Below are 20973 nucleotides of genomic sequence, written 5' to 3'. Positions count from 1 at the left end.
CCTTTACAGGCGCCGCCGGGCGCCTGTTTTTCTGCTGCCTTTAACCGCAACGCCAGCAGCAATCTGCGCGCTATATCAAAGTTTCGCGTGATTCCCCGCTAACTGGTCCAAACAGCGCACAAAACAGCGGCCGACGAAAAACGCACTGCGCCACAATCAGCCCAAAAGCCCGTGCTCATCGTCAGCACCGGGCGGCCTGTGGCCAATTGGCCCGTTTCGAATATCTCTCTGGAGGCCCTATGTCTGTAACACCGTTAAACTGGCGCGCTGCCGGCGCCGTCGCCGAACAACTGCTGGCCGGCTGGCAACGGCGTGGCGAACCCGGCGGCGCCATCACCCTGTTTGACGCCGAACAACTCCGCGCCACCGCCTGTGCCGGCCTGGCCGATCTGGCGCAGAACACCCCCTTCACCGCCGACAGCGTGGTGCGCTACGCCTCAGTGACCAAGCATATCTTCGCCGCGCTGGCGCTGAACGCCACCGATCGCACCGTTCGGCTGGAGCAACGCCTGGGCGATCTGCTCCCCGCCCTGCAGCCTGCGCTGGCGGACGTCACCGTCGGCCAGGCGCTGGACATGACCGGCGGCCTGCCCGACGTGCGCGAAACGCTCGGCTTGCTGGGCATATCGCTGCACGCCGTCAGCGAAGCGCAGCCGGTGATGCAGTTTGTCGAGGGGCTGGAAAGATTGAACTATGAGGCCGGCAGCGAGATCGCCTACAGCAATACCGGCTATCGGCTGCTGGAGGCCGCGCTGCGCAGCAAAGGCTATGATTTCGACCAGTTGGTGCAACGGCATATCGCCCAGCCGCTGCAGGTGCAGATGCGGGCGCCGGAAAGCTGGTTCGACGTAGTGCCGGGGTTGGTGCCGGGTTACTGGCGGGCGCCGCAGGGCTGGCAACACGCCAGCGCCGGCCTGCACCTTTCCGCCTCCGGCTGCCTGACCGGCAGCGTCAACGCCCTCACCCGCTGGCTGCAAACGCTATTGGCAGACCAAGGCCCCGGCCAGGGCGTGCTGGCGCAACTCAGCGCGCCGCGCCGCCTCAATCAGGGCCAACTCAGCGCCTATGGCCTGGGGCTGGCGCGCACGCCGCTGGGCCGCCGCAGCCTGCTGGGCCACGGCGGCTCCCATGCCGGTTACAAAACCTATTTCCTGCTGGCGCCCGACCGTCAGGCCGGCGTCGCGCTGGTGGCCAACCGCGAAGATTGCGACAGTTTCGGCATGGCCTTGCAGGTGATGGCGACGCTGCTGGGCGAACCGCTGCCGCAGCGCAGCGCGGCGATCCCCGACGGCCTCTACGCCACGCTGGCGGAGCCGCACTGGCTGGAAGTCAAAGACGGCAACCTGGCCTATCTGGGCAGCGGCGAACCGCTGTATCAGGGCGAAGACGGCTATGCGGTGTCGCTGTCCGCCCATATGCCAATCAAATTGAAGTGGACCGGCGAAGCGGTCGAGGGCGAGGTCGGCCACGTGGCGCGCCGTTTCCTGCCGGTCACGGCCAACGGCGACTGCCTGAAGCATGTGCAGGGGCTGTGGTACCACCCGCACTATCGCACCGCCTTTGAAATTCGCGGCAATCGGGTGCATATCGGCGTCGGCCCGGCGGCACAGACCGGCACGCTCAGCCCGCTGGGCCAGGGCCGCATGCTGGTGGAGTGCCAGGACGGCCCGTGGTTGAAACGCTTTTGCCTCTATTTCCGCGGTTACAACGTGGATCTCATCGCCAACCGCAGCCGGATGCTGACCTTCCGCCGCAGCACCGTCGGCCGCGACTGACGATCAGCGCGCGCTGTCGGCTTTGACCGCCAGCAGCGCATCCGCCAGCCGCCGTTTGTCGGCGGCGCTGAGATTCACCTGTTCCACGGACGCCATAAACGCCGCCCGATCCGCCGCGTCGAGCGGGCCGGCGCGCAGCTGCGCCGCCAAACGCTGCAGTATCCGGCTGCTCAGTTGCCCGATCTGCACCCGCACCTGCGCCAGCGGGCGCGGCTGCCAATCGTTTTCCGGGCTCGCCAACCAGTCGGCGCGATAGCGGTACTGAATCGCCTTGGCGGCGTCCATCTGCGCGGTGATAAAAGGCCGCACCGACGCCGGCTCCAGCCCCAAACGCCCCGCTTCCGCCTGCGCGTTGGCCAACACCTTCGCCTCCTGCGCCAGATCTTCGATCGGCAAATGCTGCTGCGCCTTGTAACCGGCCACGTCTTTCATCAACGACAGCCGTTGGTTCACCAGCTCGCCGATAGCGGCGCCGCCGCCCGCCAACGCCGGAAAACTGGTCAGGCAACACGCTATCAATAACGCCCTGAACATGGCGCCTCCCTTATGATGCAGTGAAAAGGTCAGGCGCCAAGTTCACCACGTCAGCCCCGCGCGGGCAAATAAAAAAGGCCCCGCCGCAGCGAGGCCCGATGAGACCCAACCGGCGTTAGTCGAACACGCCGTTGATGACGGAAGCCACAATTGCGGTGCTGAGCGCGACCAGCACCAGATCGTCGCCGGCGATGCGCCATTCATAACCCGGATACTGCGGCAGTTCACGCAGCATCGAAGACGGCACCATTTTTTTGGCGATGCCCGGCGGCAGCGGTTTGCCGCGCGCCAGATTCTTGGCGATGCCCGGCGGCAACGAGCGGTAGCCGGTCAGCCCGTAGGTGTGCGCCAGCGAACGGGCGCGGTCGCGCGAGAGGCTGACGGAAACCAGATTGTCGTCGTTTCTATAGTCTCTATAGTCGCCTTTATCTTTGTTGCCGTGATTGCCATTGTTGCCGTGGTTACCGTTATTGCCATGATTGCCGCTGTTGCCATGCCCGTTGCCGTTACCATTGCCGCCTTTGTCGGCCATGGCCGGGGCGGATGACAACCCCAGCGATGCAATCAGTGCCAACACCGTGAGAGTCGTACGACGTTTGTTCATGTTGTGTATTCCTGCGTGGGGGACTCTGTTTACTATAGTTGGCCTTTTCCGGGCAAAGTATAAGGAAAACTCCGAGATGACAGTGCGGTTTTACGGCATTCGCGCCACTCTCTTGTTTTAACGCAAAACGCCTCGAGAATTCCGAAATCTACCCCCGATTTTTCTTGAAGAAAAATAAGCCTTCCGCTAGCGTGGGACGGTAACAAAAAAGAGTTAGCGTGCTCTTTTTCGTCGCACCTCAAATCTTATTCTTATCATCCAGAATGATAATATCGAACACTTCCCGCCTTTCCGTGCGGGATTCTTTTTCCCACCGGCGTCGCCCCTATTTGGTGCTTTATGTTGAGATTTCGTTGCCGATAATTTACATTCGCTGTCTGAGAAACCTTAACCTCCCGCGGTGGCCAGGCTGGCAACGGGTGGGCGTTCAGGAGCAAAAGACGTGCAAATGACCCTCATGGAATACATCACTCGGCACTTTAACGGCGATCTTCATCGTTATGCGCAGTCGGAAGGCGTCAGCCGTGAACAAATCATTAGTTGGATAAATAATGAATGTCACGTGATCAAAGGCAGGCTGTTTATGCCGGTGAGGCATCTCCCGGTAGAACAAGCCCAGTGATGACGAAAAAAAACCCCGCCAGGCGGGGTTTTCTGTTTCTGATAACACGGAAAATCAGAAGTTATAGCCGACCACGAGGTAGTAACCCCAACCGGTAGACTTGATCGGGCCCTGCGGCGTACCGATATCCGCGCCATCCTGCCACTGGCCGCCGTTATGGAAATAACGCGCCACGAAAGAATAGTGCCAATGATCGTAGTTCAGCGCCAAAATGTGGCTGGAGGCGATCGAGTTGCCGGTGCGTACCTGTTTGCCGTTGATCGCGTTACCACTGTCCTTGCCCAGATCGGAGCCGAAGTCGAAGTTGGTGAAGCCGATGTAGCTCAGGTTGCCGCCCCACACCTGGGTCAGCGGCACGAAGTACTTCACCTTGAAGCGGTAACCGTCCCAGCTGTTCTCATTGGCAGCCTGGTAGTTTTCCCACTGGTACTTGGCATAGATGTTCATCGACAGGCTCATCGGCAGGCCGGTGTCGATATCGGTACCCAGGCCCATGTACCAGGTGTTTTGACGACCGTCGGCGTTGTGGCCCAGGTCATAGATGTAGTTGTTGGCGAAGTACCACTCTTTGAACGGACCGAAGCTCAGGTCGGTGCCGGTCAGTTTGTCGATGGAGAAGCGTGGTTCAATCTCCATAAACAGCGGGGAACCTTTGTTCCAGATGCCGCGATCCGGGGTGTTGCCCACGCCGAAGAACTTCGGCACGTCAACGTAGCCGTAGAAATCGAACCAGTCTTTCTTGGCGAAGGCTTCGTATTCGAGATACACGTCGTTGTTCAGTTGCGGCCCGAAACGGGTGTGGTAGCTGCCCACCACGTTAACGCTCTGGTGCCACCAGTCGGAGACATATTGACTGTCTTTGCTATCAGCCATTGATGATGCACTGTAAGACGCTGCGAGCAGTACACCTGCTGCGAGAGCTATTTTTTTCATTTTATTACCACATGCTTAAAGGGCCATTTCCTGCCCGTTTAGAAAAGATGACAATGAGTCTGCCGACACCTGGCGTTGTCTTCACACAGAAACTCGGATGACGCGCGCATTATAGAAACCACTGACTGTAAGAATCTGTGATCCAGTTACGCATTTCGCGAATAGGTAATCGATTGCGTTCACATTTGTCAAATTATGTTTCATGCAAATTCACATTCGCTGTGATTTTTGTCATGTGTCGCGTTTTTTAGCGCAGTTTTTGAGCCAAATGACATCAGGACGTCATCACGAGGTGGAAAAGAAAAAGCCGACGCGCGAGCGTCGGCCTTCATCAGCATCAGGAGAAAGTGCGGAACGTGAAATCAGTTTACCGCCGGCACCGCTTTGGCGATGTTTTCCTGGCGAAACACGACCTCTTCACCGTTTTTGACCTCCCAGCTGGCGACCGGAATATCGGTTTTGGGCGCCGCCGCGACGACCGAACCGTAAATCAGCTTATCGTCGCGGCGCAAAATATAAACATCGAGCTGATATTCATGCCGCAAATTCGCCGTGGTCAGGCGCACGGTATCGCCGCGTTCATAATGATGCACGTCGATTTCAGGCTGCTGAATAAATTGAATGTCACTTCTCATTGTCGTCGTTCCTTCAGGCAACATGGCTAGTTAAATTCTAGTTCAACATTGCGGCGATGGCGGATAATTTCCGTTAATTTCCGCGAGTTGCCCGCCAACAGATCAGCGAACCCAGGGTGACCATCGCCACGCCCTGCCAGAAATTGACGGTCAGCGAGGTGTGCAGCACCAGCGCGGCGAACACCGCCGACAGCACCGGGGTAAAATAGGAGACGGTCGCCAGCAGCGTCATGTTGCCGTGCAGAATGCCGACGTTCCAGGCGGCATACCCCGCCCCCATCGCCACCCCGGCGCACAGCAGCGTCACGGTCACGCCGACGCTGAACTGCATGCCGCTTTCCGCGCTGAAGGCGTACTTCAGCCACAGCGCCAGCGCGGTCAGCGCGATAAACAGCACCACGCCGTTGCTGCCCCGGGCGATCTTCTTGGTCAGATTACAATACAGCGCCCAGATCACCGCGCCGCTGAACGCCAGCGTATAGCTGAGCGGATTGCTGCGCACGTTGGCCAGCATCTGCGCCGGTGACCAGCCGCCCTCGCCGCTCATGATCCAGCCGATGCCGAACAGCGACAGCAACAGCCCCGGCAGCAGCCACCATTTCGCCTTTTGCCCGTTGAGCGCCAGCGCCATCAGTACGGTGAAACAGGGCCACAGGTAGTTGATCATGCCCACTTCTATCGCCTGCAGGCGGGTATTGGCGTAGCCGAGCGACAGCGACAGGCAGATCTCGTAGCTGACGAACAGCAGGCTGCCGACGATCAGATAAGGCCGCGGAAAGCTGCGCCATTTCGGCACGCCGAGCGCCACCAGCAAGAACGCCGCGCTGACGCTGTAGATCATCGCCGCGCCACCGACAGGCCCCAGCCCTTCGCTGACGCTTCTGATCAGGCCGACGACGCTGCTCCACAGCACGATGGCCAACAAACCGAACAGCGTGGCGCGGGTACGCGAGGGCAAAACGGGCATAAGGCAGGTCCAATAGGTTATTTTTTATCAGGTTTTTCACTCTACTGCCGCTCGCGCCAAAAAGGAAGGCGGGAAACTCCCGCCTGTGAATTTATTGCTGCGGTTGCCGCTCCAGCTGCGGCGGCGGTTGGCGAAAACGCCGGGTCAGCCAGGCCAAATAGCCGAAGCCCAGCGTCGCCCAGATCAATCCCATGGTCAGCGAGCTCTTCTCCAGATTCAGCCACAGCACGCCCACCGTCAGCGCCCCCACCAACGGCAGGAACAGGAAGTTGAAACGATCCTTCCAGCTTTTGTTGCGCCCTTCGCGAATAAAGAAGTGGCTGATCACCGACAGGTTAACGAAGGTAAAGGCCACCAGCGCGCCAAAGTTGATCAGCGCCGTGGCGGTCACCAGATCGAACGACAGCGCCGACAACGCCACCAACCCGACCATCAGCACGTTCAGCGCCGGCGTGCGCCATTTGGGATGGATATAGCCGAAGAATTTCTCCGGGAACACGTTGTCGCGCCCCATCACGTACAGCAAGCGCGACACGCTGGCGTGCGACGCCAGGCCGGAGGCCAGCGTATTGATAAAGGTCACGCACAGGAAGATCGACTGGAACAGTTTGCCGCCGACGTACAGCGCAATCTCCGGCAGCGCGGCGTCGGGCTGGTGAAAGCGTTGAATGGACGGGAAAAACAGCTGAATGAAGAACGACACGCTGATAAAGATCACCCCGCCGTACAGCGCGGTCAGGAAGATGGCGCGCGGGATCACCTTGGCGGCGTCGGGCGTCTCTTCGCACAGCGTAGTCACCGCATCGAAGCCGAGGAACGAAAAGCACAGGATGGTGGCGCCGGTAATGATCGGCAGCAGGTGCGCATTCTCGCTGAGGAACGGCCGCAGGCTCCACACCGTGCCCATCCCCTCGCCGTTGTGCAGGCCGCGTACCACCAGATAGATGAACACCAAAATGATCGCCACCTGCGCCAGTACGAACAGGGTATTGAAGTTGGCCACCAGATTGACGCTTTTCAGGTTGATGGCGGTGATCAGAATCACGAAGCCCACCACCCACACCCAGGGCGGCACCTCCGGGAACAGCGCGGTCAGGTAGATCTTGGCCAGCAGCGTGTTGATCATCGGCAAGAACAGATAGTCCAGCAGCGACGACCACCCCACCAGGAAACCGACGTGCGGATTGATCGCCTTCTGCGCATAGGTATAGGCAGAGCCGGCGGTGGGAAACTGGCGCACCAGTTTGCCGTAGCTGATGGCGGTGAACAGCACGCCGGCCAGCGCCAGCAGGTAGGAGGTCGGCACATGGCCGTCGGTGAGGCCGGAGACGATGCCGAAGGTGTCGAACACCGTCATCGGCGTCAGATAGGCCAGGCCCATCATCACCACCTGCCACAGCTTGAGGGATTTGCGCAGCTGCGGTTTGCCCGCCAGGCCGCCGTCGATGGCTTTAGTCGTCATGGCATTTCCCCTTTTGGTCCTCTGCTGTCAACCGTGCAACGTCATTCAGAGAGGCCGCGGGGAAACTGCTGCTCAGGCGGCGGGAAAAACGGGTTGGGATCGCTGTCGGGCGGCCGACGACCGGCCCGTCGGCACTGCGGCACAGGCAAACGTCTGCGCAGGGGGATGACTGAGTCATGGTTATTTCCTCGTCGGCGTCCTGTACGCCGTGATAGAAGAAATTCTGTACCGCAGCGCGCAGCCTCACCGGCCACAGGAGAGCCGATGAAATGCGCCGGACGCGCGCGGTCATGGTTGGGCGAGCGGGATCAGGCGTTTTTCAGCATCCACTCGATCTCGGTTTCGGTGATCAGGCGCTCGAACTGCACCAGCTCATCGGTTTTGCAGGCCAGGTAGACATGGCTGAAGCGTTCGCCCAGCAGCGCATTGAGCACCGGCTGGTGTTCGAACTCGTACAGGGCGTCGCTCTGGCGGATCGGGAACGGCAGCCCGTCCTGCTCCAGCCCGTTGCCGGTCACCGGCTCAGGCAGCGGCAAGGCGGTTTCCAGGCCGTAGACGATGCCGGCCAGAATGGTCGCCATCACCAGATACGGGTTGGCGTCGGCGCCCGCCACGCGATACTCCACCCGGTGGTTATCGCGATCGCCGCAGGGAATGCGCAGCGCCACGGTGCGGTTGTTATGTCCCCAGGAGGCCTGGGTCGGCACATACATGCCGGGCTGGAAGCGGCGGTAGGCGTTGACGTTCGGCGCCAGCAGCGCCATCGAGGACGGCATCAGGGCGATCATGCCCGCCAGCGCCTGTTTCAGCAGCGCCGAATCTTCGCCGTCGTCATCGGCGAACACGTTGTCGCCTTGCGCATTCAGCATGCTGATGTGCACATGCATGCCGCTGCCGGCGTGCTCTTCATACGGCTTGGCCATAAAGGTCGCCTGCATATTGTGGTTCTCGGCCACCATGCGCACCAAGCGCTTCAGTGCCAACGCATGGTCGCAGGCCTGCAGCACATCATCGGTATGGTGCAGGTTGACCTCGAACTGCCCCGGCGACGCCTCCGCCACCGCGCCGTCCGCCGGAATGCCCTGCAAGCGCGCCAGTTCGTCGATCTCGCTCAGCACGTCGGCGAAATGGTTCAGGTTATCGACGGAGTACACCTGGCTTTGGGTGTTGCGCTCCTGGGTGCCCGGCGCGCACGGCGGCTGCAGATAGCCTTCCGCATCGCGTTGACGATCGATGAGATAGAACTCCAACTCTACCGCTACCACGGGGGAGAGCCCGCGCTGACGCAAACGCTGCCACACTCGGTTCAGCACATTGCGCGGTTCAACGTCAAAGGGAGTGCCATCTTCATCCAACATGGTGAGCAGCACCTGCGCGATATATTGCGGATCCGCCGCCGACGGCGTCAGCGTGCCCGGTACCGGCACGCACACGTGATCCGGCTCGCCCAGCTCCTGCCCCAACCCGGCTTCTTCCACCACGTTGCCGAGAATATCCATCGCAAATACCGACGCCGGGAAGTAACAGCCTTTTTCCAGCTTATTCAGACCGCCGACCGGGATGCGTTTACCGCGGAAGCTGCCGTTCAGATCGGTCAACAGGACGTCGACATGTTGGGTTAACGGATAACGTTCCAGGTACTTCTTCACTTCGCGCTGGAACGCGCTACTTCGTCTCTCTTCACTGTGCTGAACAAAGTTTTCCACTTCTACGATGTTGGTCTGCATGGTTCACCCGCCGTTTGTGTTTTGCTGTCGTCGATGTTTATTGACCGTATTGTTCAATATAATGCCCACAATTGAAACGTAGATGAAACAAATTTGTTTTGCAAGTGTTACTTTTGGTTTGAATATTGGCCAATCGACTGCTAGATTTATAGAATATTGAACGAAATCGGCGGTGGAGAAGCTTATCGTTCATAATTTCGAACGTACCAAGGGGATAGCATGGACAATATATTTAACAGACCAGTCATCGGCGTCGTCATGTGCAGGTATAGGTTAAACGGGCACCTCACACAGACCTTGCAAGAAAAGTACCTGAATGCCGTTATCACCGCCGGCGGCTTGCCGATCGCCCTGCCGCACGCGCTGGCGGAGCCGGAAATGCTGGCGGAACTGTTGCCGCGCCTCGACGGCATTCTGTTGCCCGGCAGCCCCAGTAATGTGCAGCCGCACCTTTATGGTGAAAACGGCGATGAGCCTGACGCCGATCCTGGCCGAGACGCGTTGAGCCAGGCGCTGATCCGCCAGGCATTCGACAGGCGCATTCCCCTTTTCGCCATTTGCCGCGGCATGCAGGAAATGGTGGTCGCCACCCAAGGCACCCTGCATCGCCGCCTGTATGAACTGCCCGAGCTGCTGGAGCATCGTGAAGATCACGACCTGCCGCTGGAACAGCAATACGCCCCCGCCCACGAGGTCACCGTTCAGGAAGGGGGGCTGCTTTCGCAACTGATACCGGATTGCAACAGATTCTGGGTGAACTCGCTGCACGGCCAGGGCGCCAAAACCCTGGGCGCGAGCGTTCGCATCGAGGCGCACGCCGCCGACGGGCTGGTGGAGGCGATCAGCGTGCGCGATCAGCCCTTCGCGCTCGGCGTGCAGTGGCACCCGGAGTGGAACAGCGACGAGTACGCCCTGTCGCACCTGTTGTTTGATGGTTTCATTACCGCCTGTCGGAACTATCAAAAGGAAAAACGCCCATGAGCGACGTCAGCTTGGCACCGGGAAAACGTCTGTCGCAGATCCGTCAACAATTGGGGTTGTCGCAGCGCCGGGTCGCCGAACTGTCTGGGTTAACCCACAGCGCCATCAGTACTATCGAGCAGGACAAGGTCAGCCCGGCCATCAGCACGCTGCAAAAGCTGCTGACGGTATACGGTCTGTCGCTGTCGGCGTTTTTCGCCGAACCGGAAAAACCGACGGAGCCGCAGATCGTTATAGACAACGACGACCTGATCGAGATCGGCAGCCAGGGCGTATCGATGAAGCTGATCCATAACGGCGATCCGAATCGCACGCTGGCAATGATGATCGAGACCTACGAACCGGGCACCACCACCGGCGAGCGCATCAAACACCAGGGGGAAGAGATCGGCACGCTGCTGGAAGGCGAAGTGGTGCTGCAGGTCAACGGCCAGAGCTATCACCTGCAGGCCGGGCAGAGCTACGCCATCAATACCGGCATCCCCCACAGTTTCAGCAACACGTCGGCGCGCATTTGCCGGATTATCAGCGCCCATACGCCGACGACATTCTGATCAACGGAGCCAGGCATGAACTTTCACCATTTGCAGTATTGGCAACAACGGGCGCAGGCCCTGAAGATTGAGCACCAGCTGTTTATCGACGGCCGCTACCAGCCGGCCGCCGCGGGGAAACGTTTCGCCGTCGAAGATCCCGCCGGTCGCCGTGAGCTGGCGCAGGTCGCGCGCGGCGAAGCCGCCGACATCGATCGGGCGGTCAGCGCGGCGCGCACCGCCTTTGAACGCGGCGACTGGGCCCAGGCCGCGCCGGCGCAGCGCAAAGCCACGCTGCTGCGCTTCGCCGAGCTGATGGAACAGCATCACGAAGAGCTGGCGCTGCTGGAAACGCTGGACACCGGCAAACCGATTCGTCACAGCCTGCGCGACGACGTGCCGGGCGCTATCCGCTGCATCCGCTGGTACGCCGAAGCGATCGATAAGGTGTACGGCGAAATCGCCCCTACCGGTCGCGACGCGCTGGCGCTGATCGAACGCGAGCCGATCGGCGTGGTCGGCGCCATCGTGCCCTGGAACTTCCCGTTGCTGCTGGCCTGCTGGAAGCTCGGCCCGGCGCTGGCCGCCGGCAACAGCGTGGTGCTCAAACCCTCCGAAAAATCGCCGCTGAGCGCCATCCTGCTCGGCAAACTGGCGCAACAGGCCGGGCTGCCGGACGGCGTGCTGAACGTGGTGCCCGGCTACGGCCACGATGCCGGCAAGGCGCTGGCGCTGCACCGCGACGTCGACGCCCTCACCTTTACCGGCTCTACGCTGGTGGCGAAACAGCTAATGATTTACGCCGGCGAATCGAACATGAAACGCGTCTGGCTGGAGGCCGGCGGCAAAAGCGCCAACATCGTCTTCGCCGACTGCCCGGATCTGGATCAGGCCGCCCGCAGCGCCGCCGCCGGCATCTTCTACAATCAGGGGCAGGTGTGCATCGCCGGCACTCGCCTTTTGGTCGAAGCGAGCATTGAGCAAGCGTTCCTGCAGGCGCTGCGCAAACACGCGGCGGCCTTCGTGCCCGGCGACCCGCTCGATCCCGCCACGGTGATGGGCACGCTGATCGACAGCGGCCACTGCGAGAAAGTGGCCGGCTATATCGATCGGGGGCTGAGCCAGGGCGCCGCGCTGTTCCTCGACGGGCGCGACCATCCGCAGGGCGACCACGCCGGCTATCTGGGGCCGACCATCCTCACCCAGGTGGACAATGCCATGAGCGTAGCGCGCGATGAAATCTTCGGCCCGGTGCTGGCGGTGACGGCGTTCGACGACGAGCAACAGGCGCTGCAGCTGGCCAACGACAGCGACTACGGCCTCGGTGCCGCGGTCTGGACCCGCGATCTGGCGCGCGCGCACCGCATGGCGCGCCAACTGAAGGCCGGTACGGTGTTCGTCAACAACTACAACGACGGCGACATGACCGTGCCGTTCGGCGGTTACAAGCAAAGCGGCAACGGCCGCGACAAATCGCTGCATGCGCTGGACAAATTCACCGAATTGAAAACCACCTGGATCTCGCTGGAATAAGGGCTTACATCATGACTGAACACGTAAAAAGCTATTATGCGGCCACGGCCAACGCACATCAGCCCTATCCGCAACTGAATGAATCGATCGAATGCGACGTCTGCGTGATCGGCGGCGGCTATACCGGCCTCTCCTCCGCGCTGTTCCTGGTGGAAGCCGGTTACGACGTGGTGGTGTTGGAAGCGGCGCGCATCGGTTTCGGCGCCAGCGGCCGCAACGGCGGCCAGTTGGTCAACTCTTACAGCCGCGACATCGATGTGATTGAAGAGCGTTACGGCGCGGAAAGCGCCCGCCTGCTCGGCAGCATGATGTTCGAAGGCGCGGAGATCATTCGCAGCCGCATCAGCCGCTACGCCATCGACTGCGACTACCGCCCCGGCGGCATCTTCGCCGCCCTGAACAACAAGCAGTTCCATGCGCTGATCGAGCAAAAACGCAACTGGGAGCGCTACGGCAATACCCAGCTTGAGCTGCTCGACGCGGACCGGGTGCGCCAGGAGATCGCCAGCGATCGATACGTCGGCGCGCTGCTCGATCACAGCGGCGGCCACATCCATCCGCTCAATCTGGCGCTGGGCGAGGCCGAGGCGATTCGCCTGCAGGGCGGGCGCATCTTCGAGCAATCGGCGGTGACGAACATTCGCCACGGCGAACCGGCGCTCATCAGCACCGCCAATGGCCAGGTGAAGGCGCGCTTCGTCATCGTCGCCGGCAATGCCTATCTGGGCGATAAGCTGGAGCCGCGGCTGGCCAAGCGCAGCATGCCGTGCGGTACCCAGGTGGTGGCCACCGAACCGCTGGCGCCGGAGATAGCGCAGGCGCTGATCCCGCAGAACTACTGCGTGGAGGACTGCAACTACCTGCTGGATTACTACCGCATCACCGCCGATCATCGTCTGCTGTACGGCGGCGGCGTGGTGTACGGCGCGCGCGATCCGGATGACATCGATAACCTGATCCGGCCGAAGCTGCTGAAGACCTTCCCGCAATTGAAAGGCGTGCGTATCGACTATCGCTGGACCGGCAACTTCCTGCTGACGCTGTCGCGCATGCCGCAGTTCGGCCGGCTGGAGAATAACGTGTACTACATGCAGGGATACAGCGGCCACGGCGTGACCTGTACCCATCTGGCGGGCAAGCTGATCGCCGAGCTGATGCGCGGCGACGCCGAACGCTTCGACGCCTTCGCCAAGCTGCCGCACCTGCCGTTCTTCGGCGGACGCAATCTGCAGATCCCGTTCACCGCCATCGGCGCGGCCTACTACACGCTGCGCGATCGCATCGGCGTCTAAAACAACAGGCCCGGTCATAATGGCCGGGCCTGCGCATTAACGCTTAGACGATCTTCGGTTGGCCGTCCGAGGCGGTCGCCCCGCCATCGACCGGAATGTTGGCGCCATTGATAAAGCTGGCGTCGTCGCTGGCCAGAAACGCCATCACCGCCGCCACTTCTTCCGGCTCCGCCGCACGCCCCAGCGCGATGCGCTCATTGAACTTGTCGCGGATCTCCTGCGGCCAGCCGTTGGTCATGTTGGTTTTAACCAGGCTCGGGCAGACCGAGTTGATGCGCACGCCGTCACCGCCGTGATCCAGCGCCATGGCGCGCGTCAGGTTAACCACCGCGCCTTTCGCCGCGCAGTAATAGGCCGCGCCCCAGTCACCGCCCAGGCCGGACACCGATGCGGTATTGACGATGCAGCCTTTAGTTTTCAGCAAGTGCGGCAAGGCGAATTTGGAACAGAACACCACGCCGTCGATATCGACCCCGGCGATGCGACGCCAGTCGTCGATGCTGGTTTCCAGCACGCTGCCCGCCACGTGTACGCCGGCGTTGTTCAACAGGACGTCGATGCGGCCAAGTTTTTCCGCCACCTCGTTCATCATTTTTTCAACCGCCACGTGATCGGAAACGTCGATATGCACCGCCATCGCGCGGCCCTTCGGCAGCGAAGCGGCAACCTTGTCTACCGCTTCCTTGGCCCAGTCGGCCAGCACCACAATGGCGCCCTCGGCGGAGAAACGGCGCGCCGCCGCTTCCCCCATGCCATTGCCCGCACCGGTGATAACCACGACTTTATTGTCAAAACGCATGAGACCTCCTCCATGTAAACGCATTTATATAAGTCATACAAATCTCATTGCCCCGAGGATAAGACGCAGGCTCCCTGAGAGCCAGTCAAAACGTGCGGTTTATTAACCAAAAGGAGGTATGCGAGTCATTTCAATGCGCTGGGTTAATCTTTATCGGATTTTGTCCAACATATTGATGGAGATAATAAAATTGCGGCCAGTCACTATTTTCCTGGCGGATTGTCAGCCAGCGGGATTATTGCAGATAGACAGTTATGGCCGCTCAGAGATAAGCGATGCGAATGAAATAGCAGCCGCCCGCCGGCGGCCGCGACTATTTTTTCTCGATGGGGACAACCAGCAGATCGACGTTCAACTCATTGATCGCCTGACGCGCCGAAGAAACCAGCCGGCTCCAGACATCGTGGTGATGGCCGAAGATCACCAGATCGAACCCTTTTTCCTTCGCCACCCGATTCAGCTCTTCCGTCAACGCGCCACGGCTGACGATCACCTCTTCCACCGGATAGGAAGACTGCCCTTTGATTGCATTGAGCATATTCTTCACCCGCTCCGAAAACGTGCGATCGGTGTAGTTGTAATCTCCCACGCCCAGATCGACATAATAACCGGCGCGGTGAATATCGATATAAATCAGTGAAAGTTTGGCCTGGAGCGCGGCGGCCAACCTGGCGCCCTTGCCCAACAGGAGCTCGGCGTCTTCGCTGAGATCCGTGGCGACAACGATATGCTGATAAGCCATGACGGCGGCCCTCCGCGTCAAACCCATGAACAGGATGGCGTTCCTTGCCGCATGTTTCTCATGCACCTTAAGTTTAGCCCAGCGCCGGCCCCCGCGCCTGCTGCAGTGTCGTTCTATTAATGGAACGATGCATCCCGGCTTTAGGCTCTACCGGATTTCTCTCCTCTCCCTACACTGTAGGCAAGTGCTGATTTTCAGCCTTATCAATCAAAGAAGATACCCTCTGACCTCACGACGAAAAAAGGAAGACACCATGAGCACTCCAGCCAACTTCAACGGCCAGCGTCCTGTTATTGATGCTAATGACGCGGTCATGCTCCTGATCGACCACCAAAGCGGTCTGTTTCAGACCGTCGCCGATATGCCGATGACCGAACTGCGCGCTCGCGCCGCCGCCCTCGCCAGCATCGCCACCCTCAGCAAACTGCCGGTGATCACCACCCTATCAGCTGCTGATCGAGAGCTACCTCAAGGCGCAGGACGTGGTGAAAAATAACGAACTGCTGGACTCGCAGCGTTAAGATCGCGGGCATAAAAAACCCCGGCCAAGGCCGGGGCTATTAATCGTGTGCCGGTGACTTTCCCGGCTGTCATGTTATGGCGTAAGCGTCCATCCCACACTCCAACATTACGCAGCCTAAGCGCGACTTTTTCACAACAGAAAAATAGACTGAAACGCAGCGTTATTAATTCTGCGGCAATCTGTTTTTCTGTTGCCAATAATCATTAATTATTGGAACGTCATCGAGGAATCGAACCCCAGTCCGCCAACAAATAATTTCGCTGCCGCTCTTCCTGCTGAGCTAATGACGTATCGAGAAAGACTCCGGGCGAACCCGGAGTTTATTCAGGCTGAGGATTTCATTGCTTAACTGCTCCGGCTTAAACCCTCATCGCTGTCGTAAGAAATTGCACCTCGGCCAAAAATTATAACGCGACCACGTTGCCGGCAGAAGGCCCCTTCATGCCATTTTCGATAGTGAACTCAACCTGTTGGCCTTCGTCCAGCGTTTTGAAATCGTTGCTCTGGATAGCGGAGAAGTGTACGAACACGTCTTTGCCGCCGTCTGCCGGGGTGATAAAGCCAAAGCCTTTACCTGCATCAAACCATTTTACCAAACCAGTCATTTTATTGGACATAGAGATATTTCCTTTATATTTTTGCGACGCCACATGGCGATAGAGGTCTGTTTTTATTGGAAACTTATGGGGCACTAGAGAAGAGAATTCGCGGAAGAAGAGGTATCTGAGGGATATCGCTAATACTGAGAACTGCTTTACTAAAACTGCTTTCATAAGGTCTGTACTACAAACCGATGACGCTATTTACACACAGCTAAATTATTTAATCAAGATATATTTTAAATTATATTCATCTGCCTCATAAATTTATTACCGCAAAGTACCGCCTGCATCTGCCGCCAGCTCAGGGTTATCTGCGCGGCGTTCGGGGTGAAAAATAACGAACGCTTGGACTCGCCGCGCCGGGGCCGATCATGAACGCGCAAACAGCCGCCGATTCCGCGTTCTGCTCTTCCCTTCACGCGAAACCACTCCCTGCTATAACACTGAAGAAAACCGCTTAATCGTCATGAAAGAGAAATAAAAGCTTAATAAATCAATCTGTTCTCGACACTGGCGCATTATCGTTGTTAGGATAATTATTTTACTTTACAGGAAATGACCTCAAGGATGGCTATGATGGGCAAAAGAACACTGATGCTGACGGCGCTGACGCTCAGTTTGGCGGGCTGCCAGCCGGCACCGCCAAGCTATGTGGAAAACGCGAACGCCTTGATAGCCAAACAAATCAGCGCGATTGGCCCTCAAGCGGTGCAGTGCAAATTTGCCCAAGACGGCGATTATTGGATTTCGGCTTGCTCATTGGGCAACGCGCGTCACGCGCCGGTATTCGCCCTGTTCGAGCAGGAAGGCGTCATGCAGGCTAACGACAATCTGGCGATCGCCGTCGTGCCGCTCAACGAGCAAGCTCGGCACTTTGTGCGCGATCCGCGTTTCACTATCCCGGTAATGCAACGCCGCATTCCCGTGGACGCGGATCAAGCGTTCAATCGCTTATTTGCCCAACCATCGCGTTAACCCTCCCCTTCAGCCGATGATTGCGATCCCCAGCCGTTCCAGCAGTTGAGCGGCCTGGTGACTGTCCATTTTAACGCCCTGCAGATCGGTGGTGCGCAAATCCAACTCGCCCAGTTCCGCGTTGCTCAGATCGCACTGGGTGACATCGGCGGCGCGCCAGTCAAAACCGGAGAATTCGCCGCCGGACAGATCGGAGCCGCTGAAGCTGGCGCCGAGCACCTGCGCGCCGTGCCAACGGTTTTCCCACAGCTCGCATTTCTCCAACACCACTTTGGCAAAATTGGCGTAGCTCAGGTTGCTCTTGGTGATATAGGCGCTGCAAAACCAGGTGCGGCTGGTGATCATATTCATAAAGCTGGCGCCGCGAAAATCTGCTCCCTGCGCGCGACATTCGCGGATCTCCAACCCCAATGCGTCAACGTGGCGGAAATCGGCCATCGATAAATCGCAGCTTCTAAAACTCGCGTCTTTCAGGATCGCGCGGCTGAAGTTACCACCCTGTCGACTGTCGCGATCGTAAAATTGACAGCCGATGAATTCGGTGCCGGTCAGATCGGCGCCCGAAAAATCGCACAGCATAAAGTTGCCGTTTTCAATTTTTTCGCCGGTAAAGCGGTTACGGTCAATCTTTTCACCCTTCAATATCAGACTCATCGCAGCAAACCTGTTTATTTATACAGTTATCATGACATTTAACCCTATTCCGCCAGGGTTGGCAACCGGCGTCGTTCGGTCGGGAGTTCGCTGTAATAACCGCAAAAAAAACCGCCCGGGACGGGCGGTTTAGCTGACGACAAGCCGTTACTTCAGGGCTTCCTGAATAGCGTCGGCCATCGGGCCGATGTGCTTCTCCGCCGCCTTCAGCTGGAAATCAACGCCGTTGCCGTCGTTGGTGTCTGACAGCGTAGCCTTGATAAGCTCCAGCGCCGCCTGCACCGCCACCAGCCGCTTGTGCTGTTCGTCCGTGACCGGTTCGGCGCCCATGTTTGCCGGATAGTAATGCTCTAACATCGCGATCTCCTTTTGATGACGTTAAACCTTAACCTACCAGAAAACCGCGCATTTATTAAGGAAACCGCGCCCGGCACGGCCAAATGGCGATAAATTGCACTATACTGGGCAAACTGGGCAAACCCGCCCTCCTGCCACAGGATCACCGTCATGTCATTCCAGGGAAGCTGCCACTGCGGCGCCGTTACCTTCTCCGTAGACGCCGAACTGCCGACCGAAGCCCTCAGCTGCAACTGCTCAATCTGCCGCCGCAAGGGGCTGTTGCTGTCGTTCTTTCCCCTCACAGCCTTCACGCTGCACAGCGGTGAAGATCAACTCAGCGCCTATACCTTCAATCGGCACCGGATCCGCCATCAGTTCTGCCGAGTCTGCGGCGCTCAGCCCTTCGCCTACGGCACCGCGCCGGACGACGCCGCGATGTGCGCCGTTAACCTGCGCTGCGTGCCTGACGTCACGCTGGATGCGTTACAGATCCACAGCTACGACGGGGCCAGCGTCTGAGCGAATCGCGCGCTCAGTCGAAGGCGACCCAGCCGGCATCGGCTTCGGCGGATTGCACGCAGCGCGCCACCCACTTCACGCCCAGCGCGCCGGCCTGCACGTCCGGATACCAGAAGTCGGCCAGGAAGGCTGCGTCGCGCCGATCGGTGGCGTCCATCGCCAGCGCGAAGCGGCGGTAGAGATTCGACCAGGCTTCAAACAGCCCCTCCGCATGGCCGCCGCCGATGCGATCGTCCGCCAGCGCCGACGCGGCGAGATACGGCATGCCGCGCTCCAGGATCCGCACCGGCTCGCCCTGCACTTCGAAGCGCAACTGATTGGGTTGTTCATCCCACCACTCCAGGCTGGCCTTTTCACCGACAATGCGCACCTTTTGGCCGTGCATCGAACCGCAGTTGACCGCCGAAGCCCACACGGAGCCGATGGCGCCGTTGTGATACTCCATCAGCACATAGGCGTTGTCCTCCAACGGCGCGCGCGACGGCACAAAACTTTGCCGGCTGCAGAGTAGCCGCCGGATCTTCAGCTGCGGCGCCATGGTTTCCGCCAGGAACAGCGTGTGGGTCGCCAGATCGCCCAGCACATAGCTGGGGCCGACAAAGCGCGGATCGACCCGCCAGCGAGTGCTGGGATTATCCTGCTCCACCGGCGCGGCGTGAAAGCCGTGGGCGAACTGCATATTCACCAGCCGAATTTCCCCCAGCCGGCCATCGGCAATCATCTGCCGCGCCTGCAAAATCATCTGGTGCCCGGCATAGCCGTAGGTCACGCCGATGACTTTGCGCTGCCGCTCGCACAGCGCCGCCAGCGCCTGTGCCTCTTCGACGCTGAAACACAGCGGCTTCTCGCATACCACGTGCAATCCCGCCTCCAGCGCCGCCCGGCAAATGGCGTAATGGGTGTTGTTCGGCGTGGCGATCGAGACCGCTTCGATGCCGTCCGCCCGCGCGGCTTCGGCGCGGAACATTTCGGCATAATCCGCATAACAGCGCTCCGCCGCCACGCCCAGACTCCGGCCAAAATCACGCCCGCGTTCGGCGTCAATGTCGAACGCGCCGGCCAACAGAGTAAACGCGCCGTCGCGCAAGGCCGCCGAACGATGGATGTAACCGATCTGGCTGGTGCCGCCGCCGCCGACCATGCCCCAGCGCAACGATCTCGCCAAAGGTTTGCTGCCGTTGATCATCGTGTTTCTCCTGATTAAAAGCCGAGGCCGCGCAAGTAGCGCAAGCTGGCGGTGACGTCCTGCAGGCTGCCCTGCACATTGCGCGGATCGCGCTCCTGCTCGATAGTGATCCAGCCCCGGTATCCGCGCTCGGCCAACAGCGCGCGCAGCTGCGGATAATCGATCGCCCCGCTGCCTAACGGGCACATGACGCCCTCGGCGCAGGCGGTGAAAAAATCGACGCCGCGCGCCAGCACCTCTCGGAACACCTGCGGATCGACGTCTTTGAAGTGCAGATAATCGATACGTTCAAAGTGCTTGCTCAGCCAGGCAGCCGGGTCCAGCCCGGCGTAATACAGATGGCCGGTATCCAGGCACAATCCGGCGGTGTGATGCGGAATGTCCGCCGCCAACCGGTCGATTTCGTCGGCGAACTCGATGCAGCCGCCGGCGTGCGGATGCACCACCGGCCGCACACCATATTCCCGCCAGGCCAGTTCGCTGATGCGCGTAATGTGCCCGATCATCCTCTGCCACTCCCCCTGCGACAAACGCGGCGCTAAATCTGAACGCCCGGCGAACCTGGCGCGTTGCGGATTGCCGAAATCGATAATCACCAAGAATGGCGGCGCGGCGCGATCGCCCTCGGTCGGCTCCGCCCTGGGCGCCCGCGAGAGGTTGCGGCATATCCGATGCGTCAGGGCCAGCAGGCGCTCAATGTTCGCCTCGCTGACCAGATCGTCAAAAATCGTGCCGGCCACCAGCGACAGGCGATGCTGCTCCAGCGCGGCGCACAGCGCCTCGCTCTGCGTCGGCAGATAGCCCCACGGCCCCAGCTCGATGCTGCGGTAGCCGGCCGCCGACGCTTCTTGCAGAACCGTGGCGTAGGGCGGCAAATGGGGGTTGTTCGGATCATCCACGCCCCAACTGCAGGGCGCATTGGCGATAGGCAAAGTCATGGCGACGGCTCCTTTTTTGCGGGGAATGCCGTCAGTATCAAATAAAAATTCCAAAGCCATCAATAATGAAAATTTTATTTTTTGATAGAGATCGCGCT

At 59.7% G+C, this 20973-nt stretch carries 22 protein-coding genes and 2 pseudogenes; 9 read left to right on the top strand and 15 right to left on the bottom strand.

Features of this window, described 5'->3' with window-relative positions:
- The first annotated feature begins 239 nt into the window (after nt 1–239).
- Complete coding sequence (locus tag J9788_RS02705; RefSeq protein ID WP_182264608.1) at nt 240–1775, top strand: serine hydrolase; 1536 nt, start codon at nt 240–242, stop codon at nt 1773–1775.
- 3 nt (nt 1776–1778) lie between these two features.
- On the opposite strand, the gene J9788_RS02700 is transcribed toward J9788_RS02705, so the two are convergent.
- Both J9788_RS02700 and J9788_RS02695 read right to left on the bottom strand, forming a co-directional pair.
- Nucleotides 1779–2309 (bottom strand): chorismate mutase, encoded by a 531-nt coding sequence (locus tag J9788_RS02700; RefSeq protein ID WP_182264609.1) that lies wholly within the window; start codon nt 2307–2309, stop codon nt 1779–1781.
- Between the two features lie 115 nt (nt 2310–2424).
- Complete coding sequence (locus J9788_RS02695) at nt 2425–2913, bottom strand: anti-virulence regulator CigR family protein (protein ID WP_047576109.1); 489 nt, start codon at nt 2911–2913, stop codon at nt 2425–2427.
- A gap of 442 nt (nt 2914–3355) precedes the next feature.
- Between J9788_RS02695 and J9788_RS02690 the strand changes: the two genes are divergently transcribed.
- Entirely contained in the window at nt 3356–3535 is a 180-nt protein-coding gene (locus J9788_RS02690) for a hypothetical protein (RefSeq protein ID WP_033642811.1), read from the top strand.
- A 54-nt stretch (nt 3536–3589) separates the two neighbouring features.
- Here J9788_RS02690 and J9788_RS02685 read toward each other — a convergent pair whose 3' ends face one another.
- From J9788_RS02685 to J9788_RS02665, 5 genes are all read right to left on the bottom strand, one after another.
- Nucleotides 3590–4468: a nucleoside-specific channel-forming protein Tsx gene (locus J9788_RS02685; RefSeq protein WP_046898557.1), complete on the bottom strand. Its 879-nt coding sequence runs from the start codon at nt 4466–4468 to the stop codon at nt 3590–3592.
- Nucleotides 4469–4830: 362 nt separating this feature from the next.
- The gene (locus J9788_RS02680; protein WP_046898558.1) at nt 4831–5103 is read right to left on the bottom strand and encodes a hypothetical protein; all 273 of its coding nucleotides are present in this window, start codon (nt 5101–5103) and stop codon (nt 4831–4833) included.
- A gap of 73 nt (nt 5104–5176) precedes the next feature.
- Nucleotides 5177–6070 (bottom strand): aromatic amino acid DMT transporter YddG, encoded by an 894-nt coding sequence (yddG, locus tag J9788_RS02675; RefSeq protein WP_046898559.1) that lies wholly within the window; start codon nt 6068–6070, stop codon nt 5177–5179.
- Between the two features lie 91 nt (nt 6071–6161).
- Entirely contained in the window at nt 6162–7532 is a 1371-nt protein-coding gene (locus tag J9788_RS02670; RefSeq protein WP_046898560.1) for an APC family permease, read from the bottom strand.
- Nucleotides 7533–7840: 308 nt separating this feature from the next.
- Nucleotides 7841–9259, bottom strand: coding sequence for a glutamine synthetase family protein (locus J9788_RS02665; RefSeq protein ID WP_015377637.1), 1419 nt, complete (start codon nt 9257–9259; stop codon nt 7841–7843).
- A 219-nt stretch (nt 9260–9478) separates the two neighbouring features.
- On the opposite strand from J9788_RS02665, the gene puuD reads away from it, so the two are divergent.
- The 4 genes from puuD to J9788_RS02645 are packed head-to-tail and all read left to right on the top strand — an operon-like array spanning nt 9479 to nt 13598.
- Nucleotides 9479–10240, top strand: a complete 762-nt coding sequence (gene puuD, locus J9788_RS02660; RefSeq protein WP_182264610.1) for a gamma-glutamyl-gamma-aminobutyrate hydrolase — start codon at nt 9479–9481, stop codon at nt 10238–10240.
- Nucleotides 10237–10794, top strand: coding sequence for an HTH-type transcriptional regulator PuuR (puuR, locus tag J9788_RS02655; protein ID WP_046898562.1), 558 nt, complete (start codon nt 10237–10239; stop codon nt 10792–10794). Before puuD ends, puuR begins: the two co-directional genes overlap by 4 nt.
- Nucleotides 10795–10809: 15 nt before the next feature.
- The gene (gene puuC / locus J9788_RS02650) at nt 10810–12306 is read left to right on the top strand and encodes an aldehyde dehydrogenase PuuC (protein ID WP_182264611.1); all 1497 of its coding nucleotides are present in this window, start codon (nt 10810–10812) and stop codon (nt 12304–12306) included.
- 11 nt (nt 12307–12317) lie between these two features.
- Nucleotides 12318–13598: an FAD-binding oxidoreductase gene (locus J9788_RS02645; protein ID WP_046898564.1), complete on the top strand. Its 1281-nt coding sequence runs from the start codon at nt 12318–12320 to the stop codon at nt 13596–13598.
- A gap of 43 nt (nt 13599–13641) precedes the next feature.
- Here J9788_RS02645 and J9788_RS02640 read toward each other — a convergent pair whose 3' ends face one another.
- Together J9788_RS02640 and J9788_RS02635 are read right to left on the bottom strand one after the other, a co-directional pair.
- Nucleotides 13642–14397 carry an SDR family NAD(P)-dependent oxidoreductase gene (locus J9788_RS02640; RefSeq protein ID WP_016928044.1) on the bottom strand — a complete coding sequence of 252 codons (756 nt, stop codon included), beginning with the start codon at nt 14395–14397 and terminating at the stop codon, nt 13642–13644.
- 313 nt (nt 14398–14710) lie between these two features.
- Nucleotides 14711–15139: a universal stress protein gene (locus J9788_RS02635; protein WP_182264612.1), complete on the bottom strand. Its 429-nt coding sequence runs from the start codon at nt 15137–15139 to the stop codon at nt 14711–14713.
- A gap of 253 nt (nt 15140–15392) precedes the next feature.
- On the opposite strand from J9788_RS02635, the pseudogene J9788_RS02630 reads away from it, so the two are divergent.
- Nucleotides 15393–15614: pseudogene (locus J9788_RS02630) on the top strand (hydrolase); the annotation flags it as partial.
- A gap of 259 nt (nt 15615–15873) precedes the next feature.
- On the opposite strand, the pseudogene J9788_RS02625 reads toward J9788_RS02630, so the two are convergent.
- Nucleotides 15874–15952, bottom strand: a pseudogene (locus J9788_RS02625).
- Nucleotides 15953–16066: 114 nt separating this feature from the next.
- Nucleotides 16067–16279, bottom strand: a complete 213-nt coding sequence (gene cspA / locus J9788_RS02620) for an RNA chaperone/antiterminator CspA (RefSeq protein ID WP_004941268.1) — start codon at nt 16277–16279, stop codon at nt 16067–16069.
- A gap of 579 nt (nt 16280–16858) precedes the next feature.
- Between cspA and J9788_RS02615 the strand changes: the two genes are divergently transcribed.
- Nucleotides 16859–17239, top strand: a complete 381-nt coding sequence (locus tag J9788_RS02615) for a hypothetical protein (RefSeq protein WP_227414476.1) — start codon at nt 16859–16861, stop codon at nt 17237–17239.
- 9 nt (nt 17240–17248) lie between these two features.
- On the opposite strand, the gene J9788_RS02610 is transcribed toward J9788_RS02615, so the two are convergent.
- The gene (locus J9788_RS02610; protein ID WP_046898567.1) at nt 17249–17893 is read right to left on the bottom strand and encodes a Qnr family pentapeptide repeat protein; all 645 of its coding nucleotides are present in this window, start codon (nt 17891–17893) and stop codon (nt 17249–17251) included.
- A gap of 147 nt (nt 17894–18040) precedes the next feature.
- Complete coding sequence (locus tag J9788_RS02605) at nt 18041–18250, bottom strand: hypothetical protein (RefSeq protein WP_004941260.1); 210 nt, start codon at nt 18248–18250, stop codon at nt 18041–18043.
- Between the two features lie 150 nt (nt 18251–18400).
- Here J9788_RS02605 and J9788_RS02600 point away from each other — a divergent pair, with 150 nt between their 5' ends.
- Nucleotides 18401–18751 carry a GFA family protein gene (locus J9788_RS02600; RefSeq protein WP_182264613.1) on the top strand — a complete coding sequence of 117 codons (351 nt, stop codon included), beginning with the start codon at nt 18401–18403 and terminating at the stop codon, nt 18749–18751.
- A 13-nt stretch (nt 18752–18764) separates the two neighbouring features.
- Here the strand turns inward: J9788_RS02600 and J9788_RS02595 are convergent, their stop codons facing one another.
- Together J9788_RS02595 and J9788_RS02590 are read right to left on the bottom strand one after the other, a co-directional pair.
- Nucleotides 18765–19937: a Gfo/Idh/MocA family protein gene (locus J9788_RS02595; RefSeq protein WP_182264614.1), complete on the bottom strand. Its 1173-nt coding sequence runs from the start codon at nt 19935–19937 to the stop codon at nt 18765–18767.
- Between the two features lie 14 nt (nt 19938–19951).
- Nucleotides 19952–20875 (bottom strand): TIM barrel protein, encoded by a 924-nt coding sequence (locus J9788_RS02590; RefSeq protein WP_046898569.1) that lies wholly within the window; start codon nt 20873–20875, stop codon nt 19952–19954.
- Between the last annotated feature and the right edge of the window lie 98 nt (nt 20876–20973).

It is taken from the genome of Serratia sp. X10, assembly GCF_017811775.1.
Classification (GTDB): domain Bacteria; phylum Pseudomonadota; class Gammaproteobacteria; order Enterobacterales; family Enterobacteriaceae; genus Serratia; species Serratia ureilytica.
The sequence above is the reverse complement of the archived record's forward strand: the minus strand, read 5'-3'. Positions and strand labels throughout refer to the sequence as shown.

Excerpts from the sequence above, each read along its gene's own strand:
- J9788_RS02705 (WP_182264608.1), top strand. The coding sequence starts at position 240 with ATGTCTGTAACACCGTTAAACTGGCGCGCTGCCGGCGCCGTCGCCGAA.
- J9788_RS02700 (WP_182264609.1), bottom strand. The coding sequence starts at position 2,309 with ATGTTCAGGGCGTTATTGATAGCGTGTTGCCTGACCAGTTTTCCGGCG.
- J9788_RS02695 (WP_047576109.1), bottom strand. The coding sequence starts at position 2,913 with ATGAACAAACGTCGTACGACTCTCACGGTGTTGGCACTGATTGCATCG.
- J9788_RS02685 (WP_046898557.1), bottom strand. The coding sequence starts at position 4,468 with ATGAAAAAAATAGCTCTCGCAGCAGGTGTACTGCTCGCAGCGTCTTAC.
- J9788_RS02680 (WP_046898558.1), bottom strand. The coding sequence starts at position 5,103 with ATGAGAAGTGACATTCAATTTATTCAGCAGCCTGAAATCGACGTGCAT.
- yddG (WP_046898559.1), bottom strand. The coding sequence starts at position 6,070 with ATGCCCGTTTTGCCCTCGCGTACCCGCGCCACGCTGTTCGGTTTGTTG.
- J9788_RS02670 (WP_046898560.1), bottom strand. The coding sequence starts at position 7,532 with ATGACGACTAAAGCCATCGACGGCGGCCTGGCGGGCAAACCGCAGCTG.
- J9788_RS02665 (WP_015377637.1), bottom strand. The coding sequence starts at position 9,259 with ATGCAGACCAACATCGTAGAAGTGGAAAACTTTGTTCAGCACAGTGAA.
- puuD (WP_182264610.1), top strand. The coding sequence starts at position 9,479 with ATGGACAATATATTTAACAGACCAGTCATCGGCGTCGTCATGTGCAGG.
- puuR (WP_046898562.1), top strand. The coding sequence starts at position 10,237 with ATGAGCGACGTCAGCTTGGCACCGGGAAAACGTCTGTCGCAGATCCGT.
- puuC (WP_182264611.1), top strand. The coding sequence starts at position 10,810 with ATGAACTTTCACCATTTGCAGTATTGGCAACAACGGGCGCAGGCCCTG.
- J9788_RS02645 (WP_046898564.1), top strand. The coding sequence starts at position 12,318 with ATGACTGAACACGTAAAAAGCTATTATGCGGCCACGGCCAACGCACAT.
- J9788_RS02640 (WP_016928044.1), bottom strand. The coding sequence starts at position 14,397 with ATGCGTTTTGACAATAAAGTCGTGGTTATCACCGGTGCGGGCAATGGC.
- J9788_RS02635 (WP_182264612.1), bottom strand. The coding sequence starts at position 15,139 with ATGGCTTATCAGCATATCGTTGTCGCCACGGATCTCAGCGAAGACGCC.
- cspA (WP_004941268.1), bottom strand. The coding sequence starts at position 16,279 with ATGTCCAATAAAATGACTGGTTTGGTAAAATGGTTTGATGCAGGTAAA.
- J9788_RS02615 (WP_227414476.1), top strand. The coding sequence starts at position 16,859 with ATGCTGACGGCGCTGACGCTCAGTTTGGCGGGCTGCCAGCCGGCACCG.
- J9788_RS02610 (WP_046898567.1), bottom strand. The coding sequence starts at position 17,893 with ATGAGTCTGATATTGAAGGGTGAAAAGATTGACCGTAACCGCTTTACC.
- J9788_RS02605 (WP_004941260.1), bottom strand. The coding sequence starts at position 18,250 with ATGTTAGAGCATTACTATCCGGCAAACATGGGCGCCGAACCGGTCACG.
- J9788_RS02600 (WP_182264613.1), top strand. The coding sequence starts at position 18,401 with ATGTCATTCCAGGGAAGCTGCCACTGCGGCGCCGTTACCTTCTCCGTA.
- J9788_RS02595 (WP_182264614.1), bottom strand. The coding sequence starts at position 19,937 with ATGATCAACGGCAGCAAACCTTTGGCGAGATCGTTGCGCTGGGGCATG.
- J9788_RS02590 (WP_046898569.1), bottom strand. The coding sequence starts at position 20,875 with ATGACTTTGCCTATCGCCAATGCGCCCTGCAGTTGGGGCGTGGATGAT.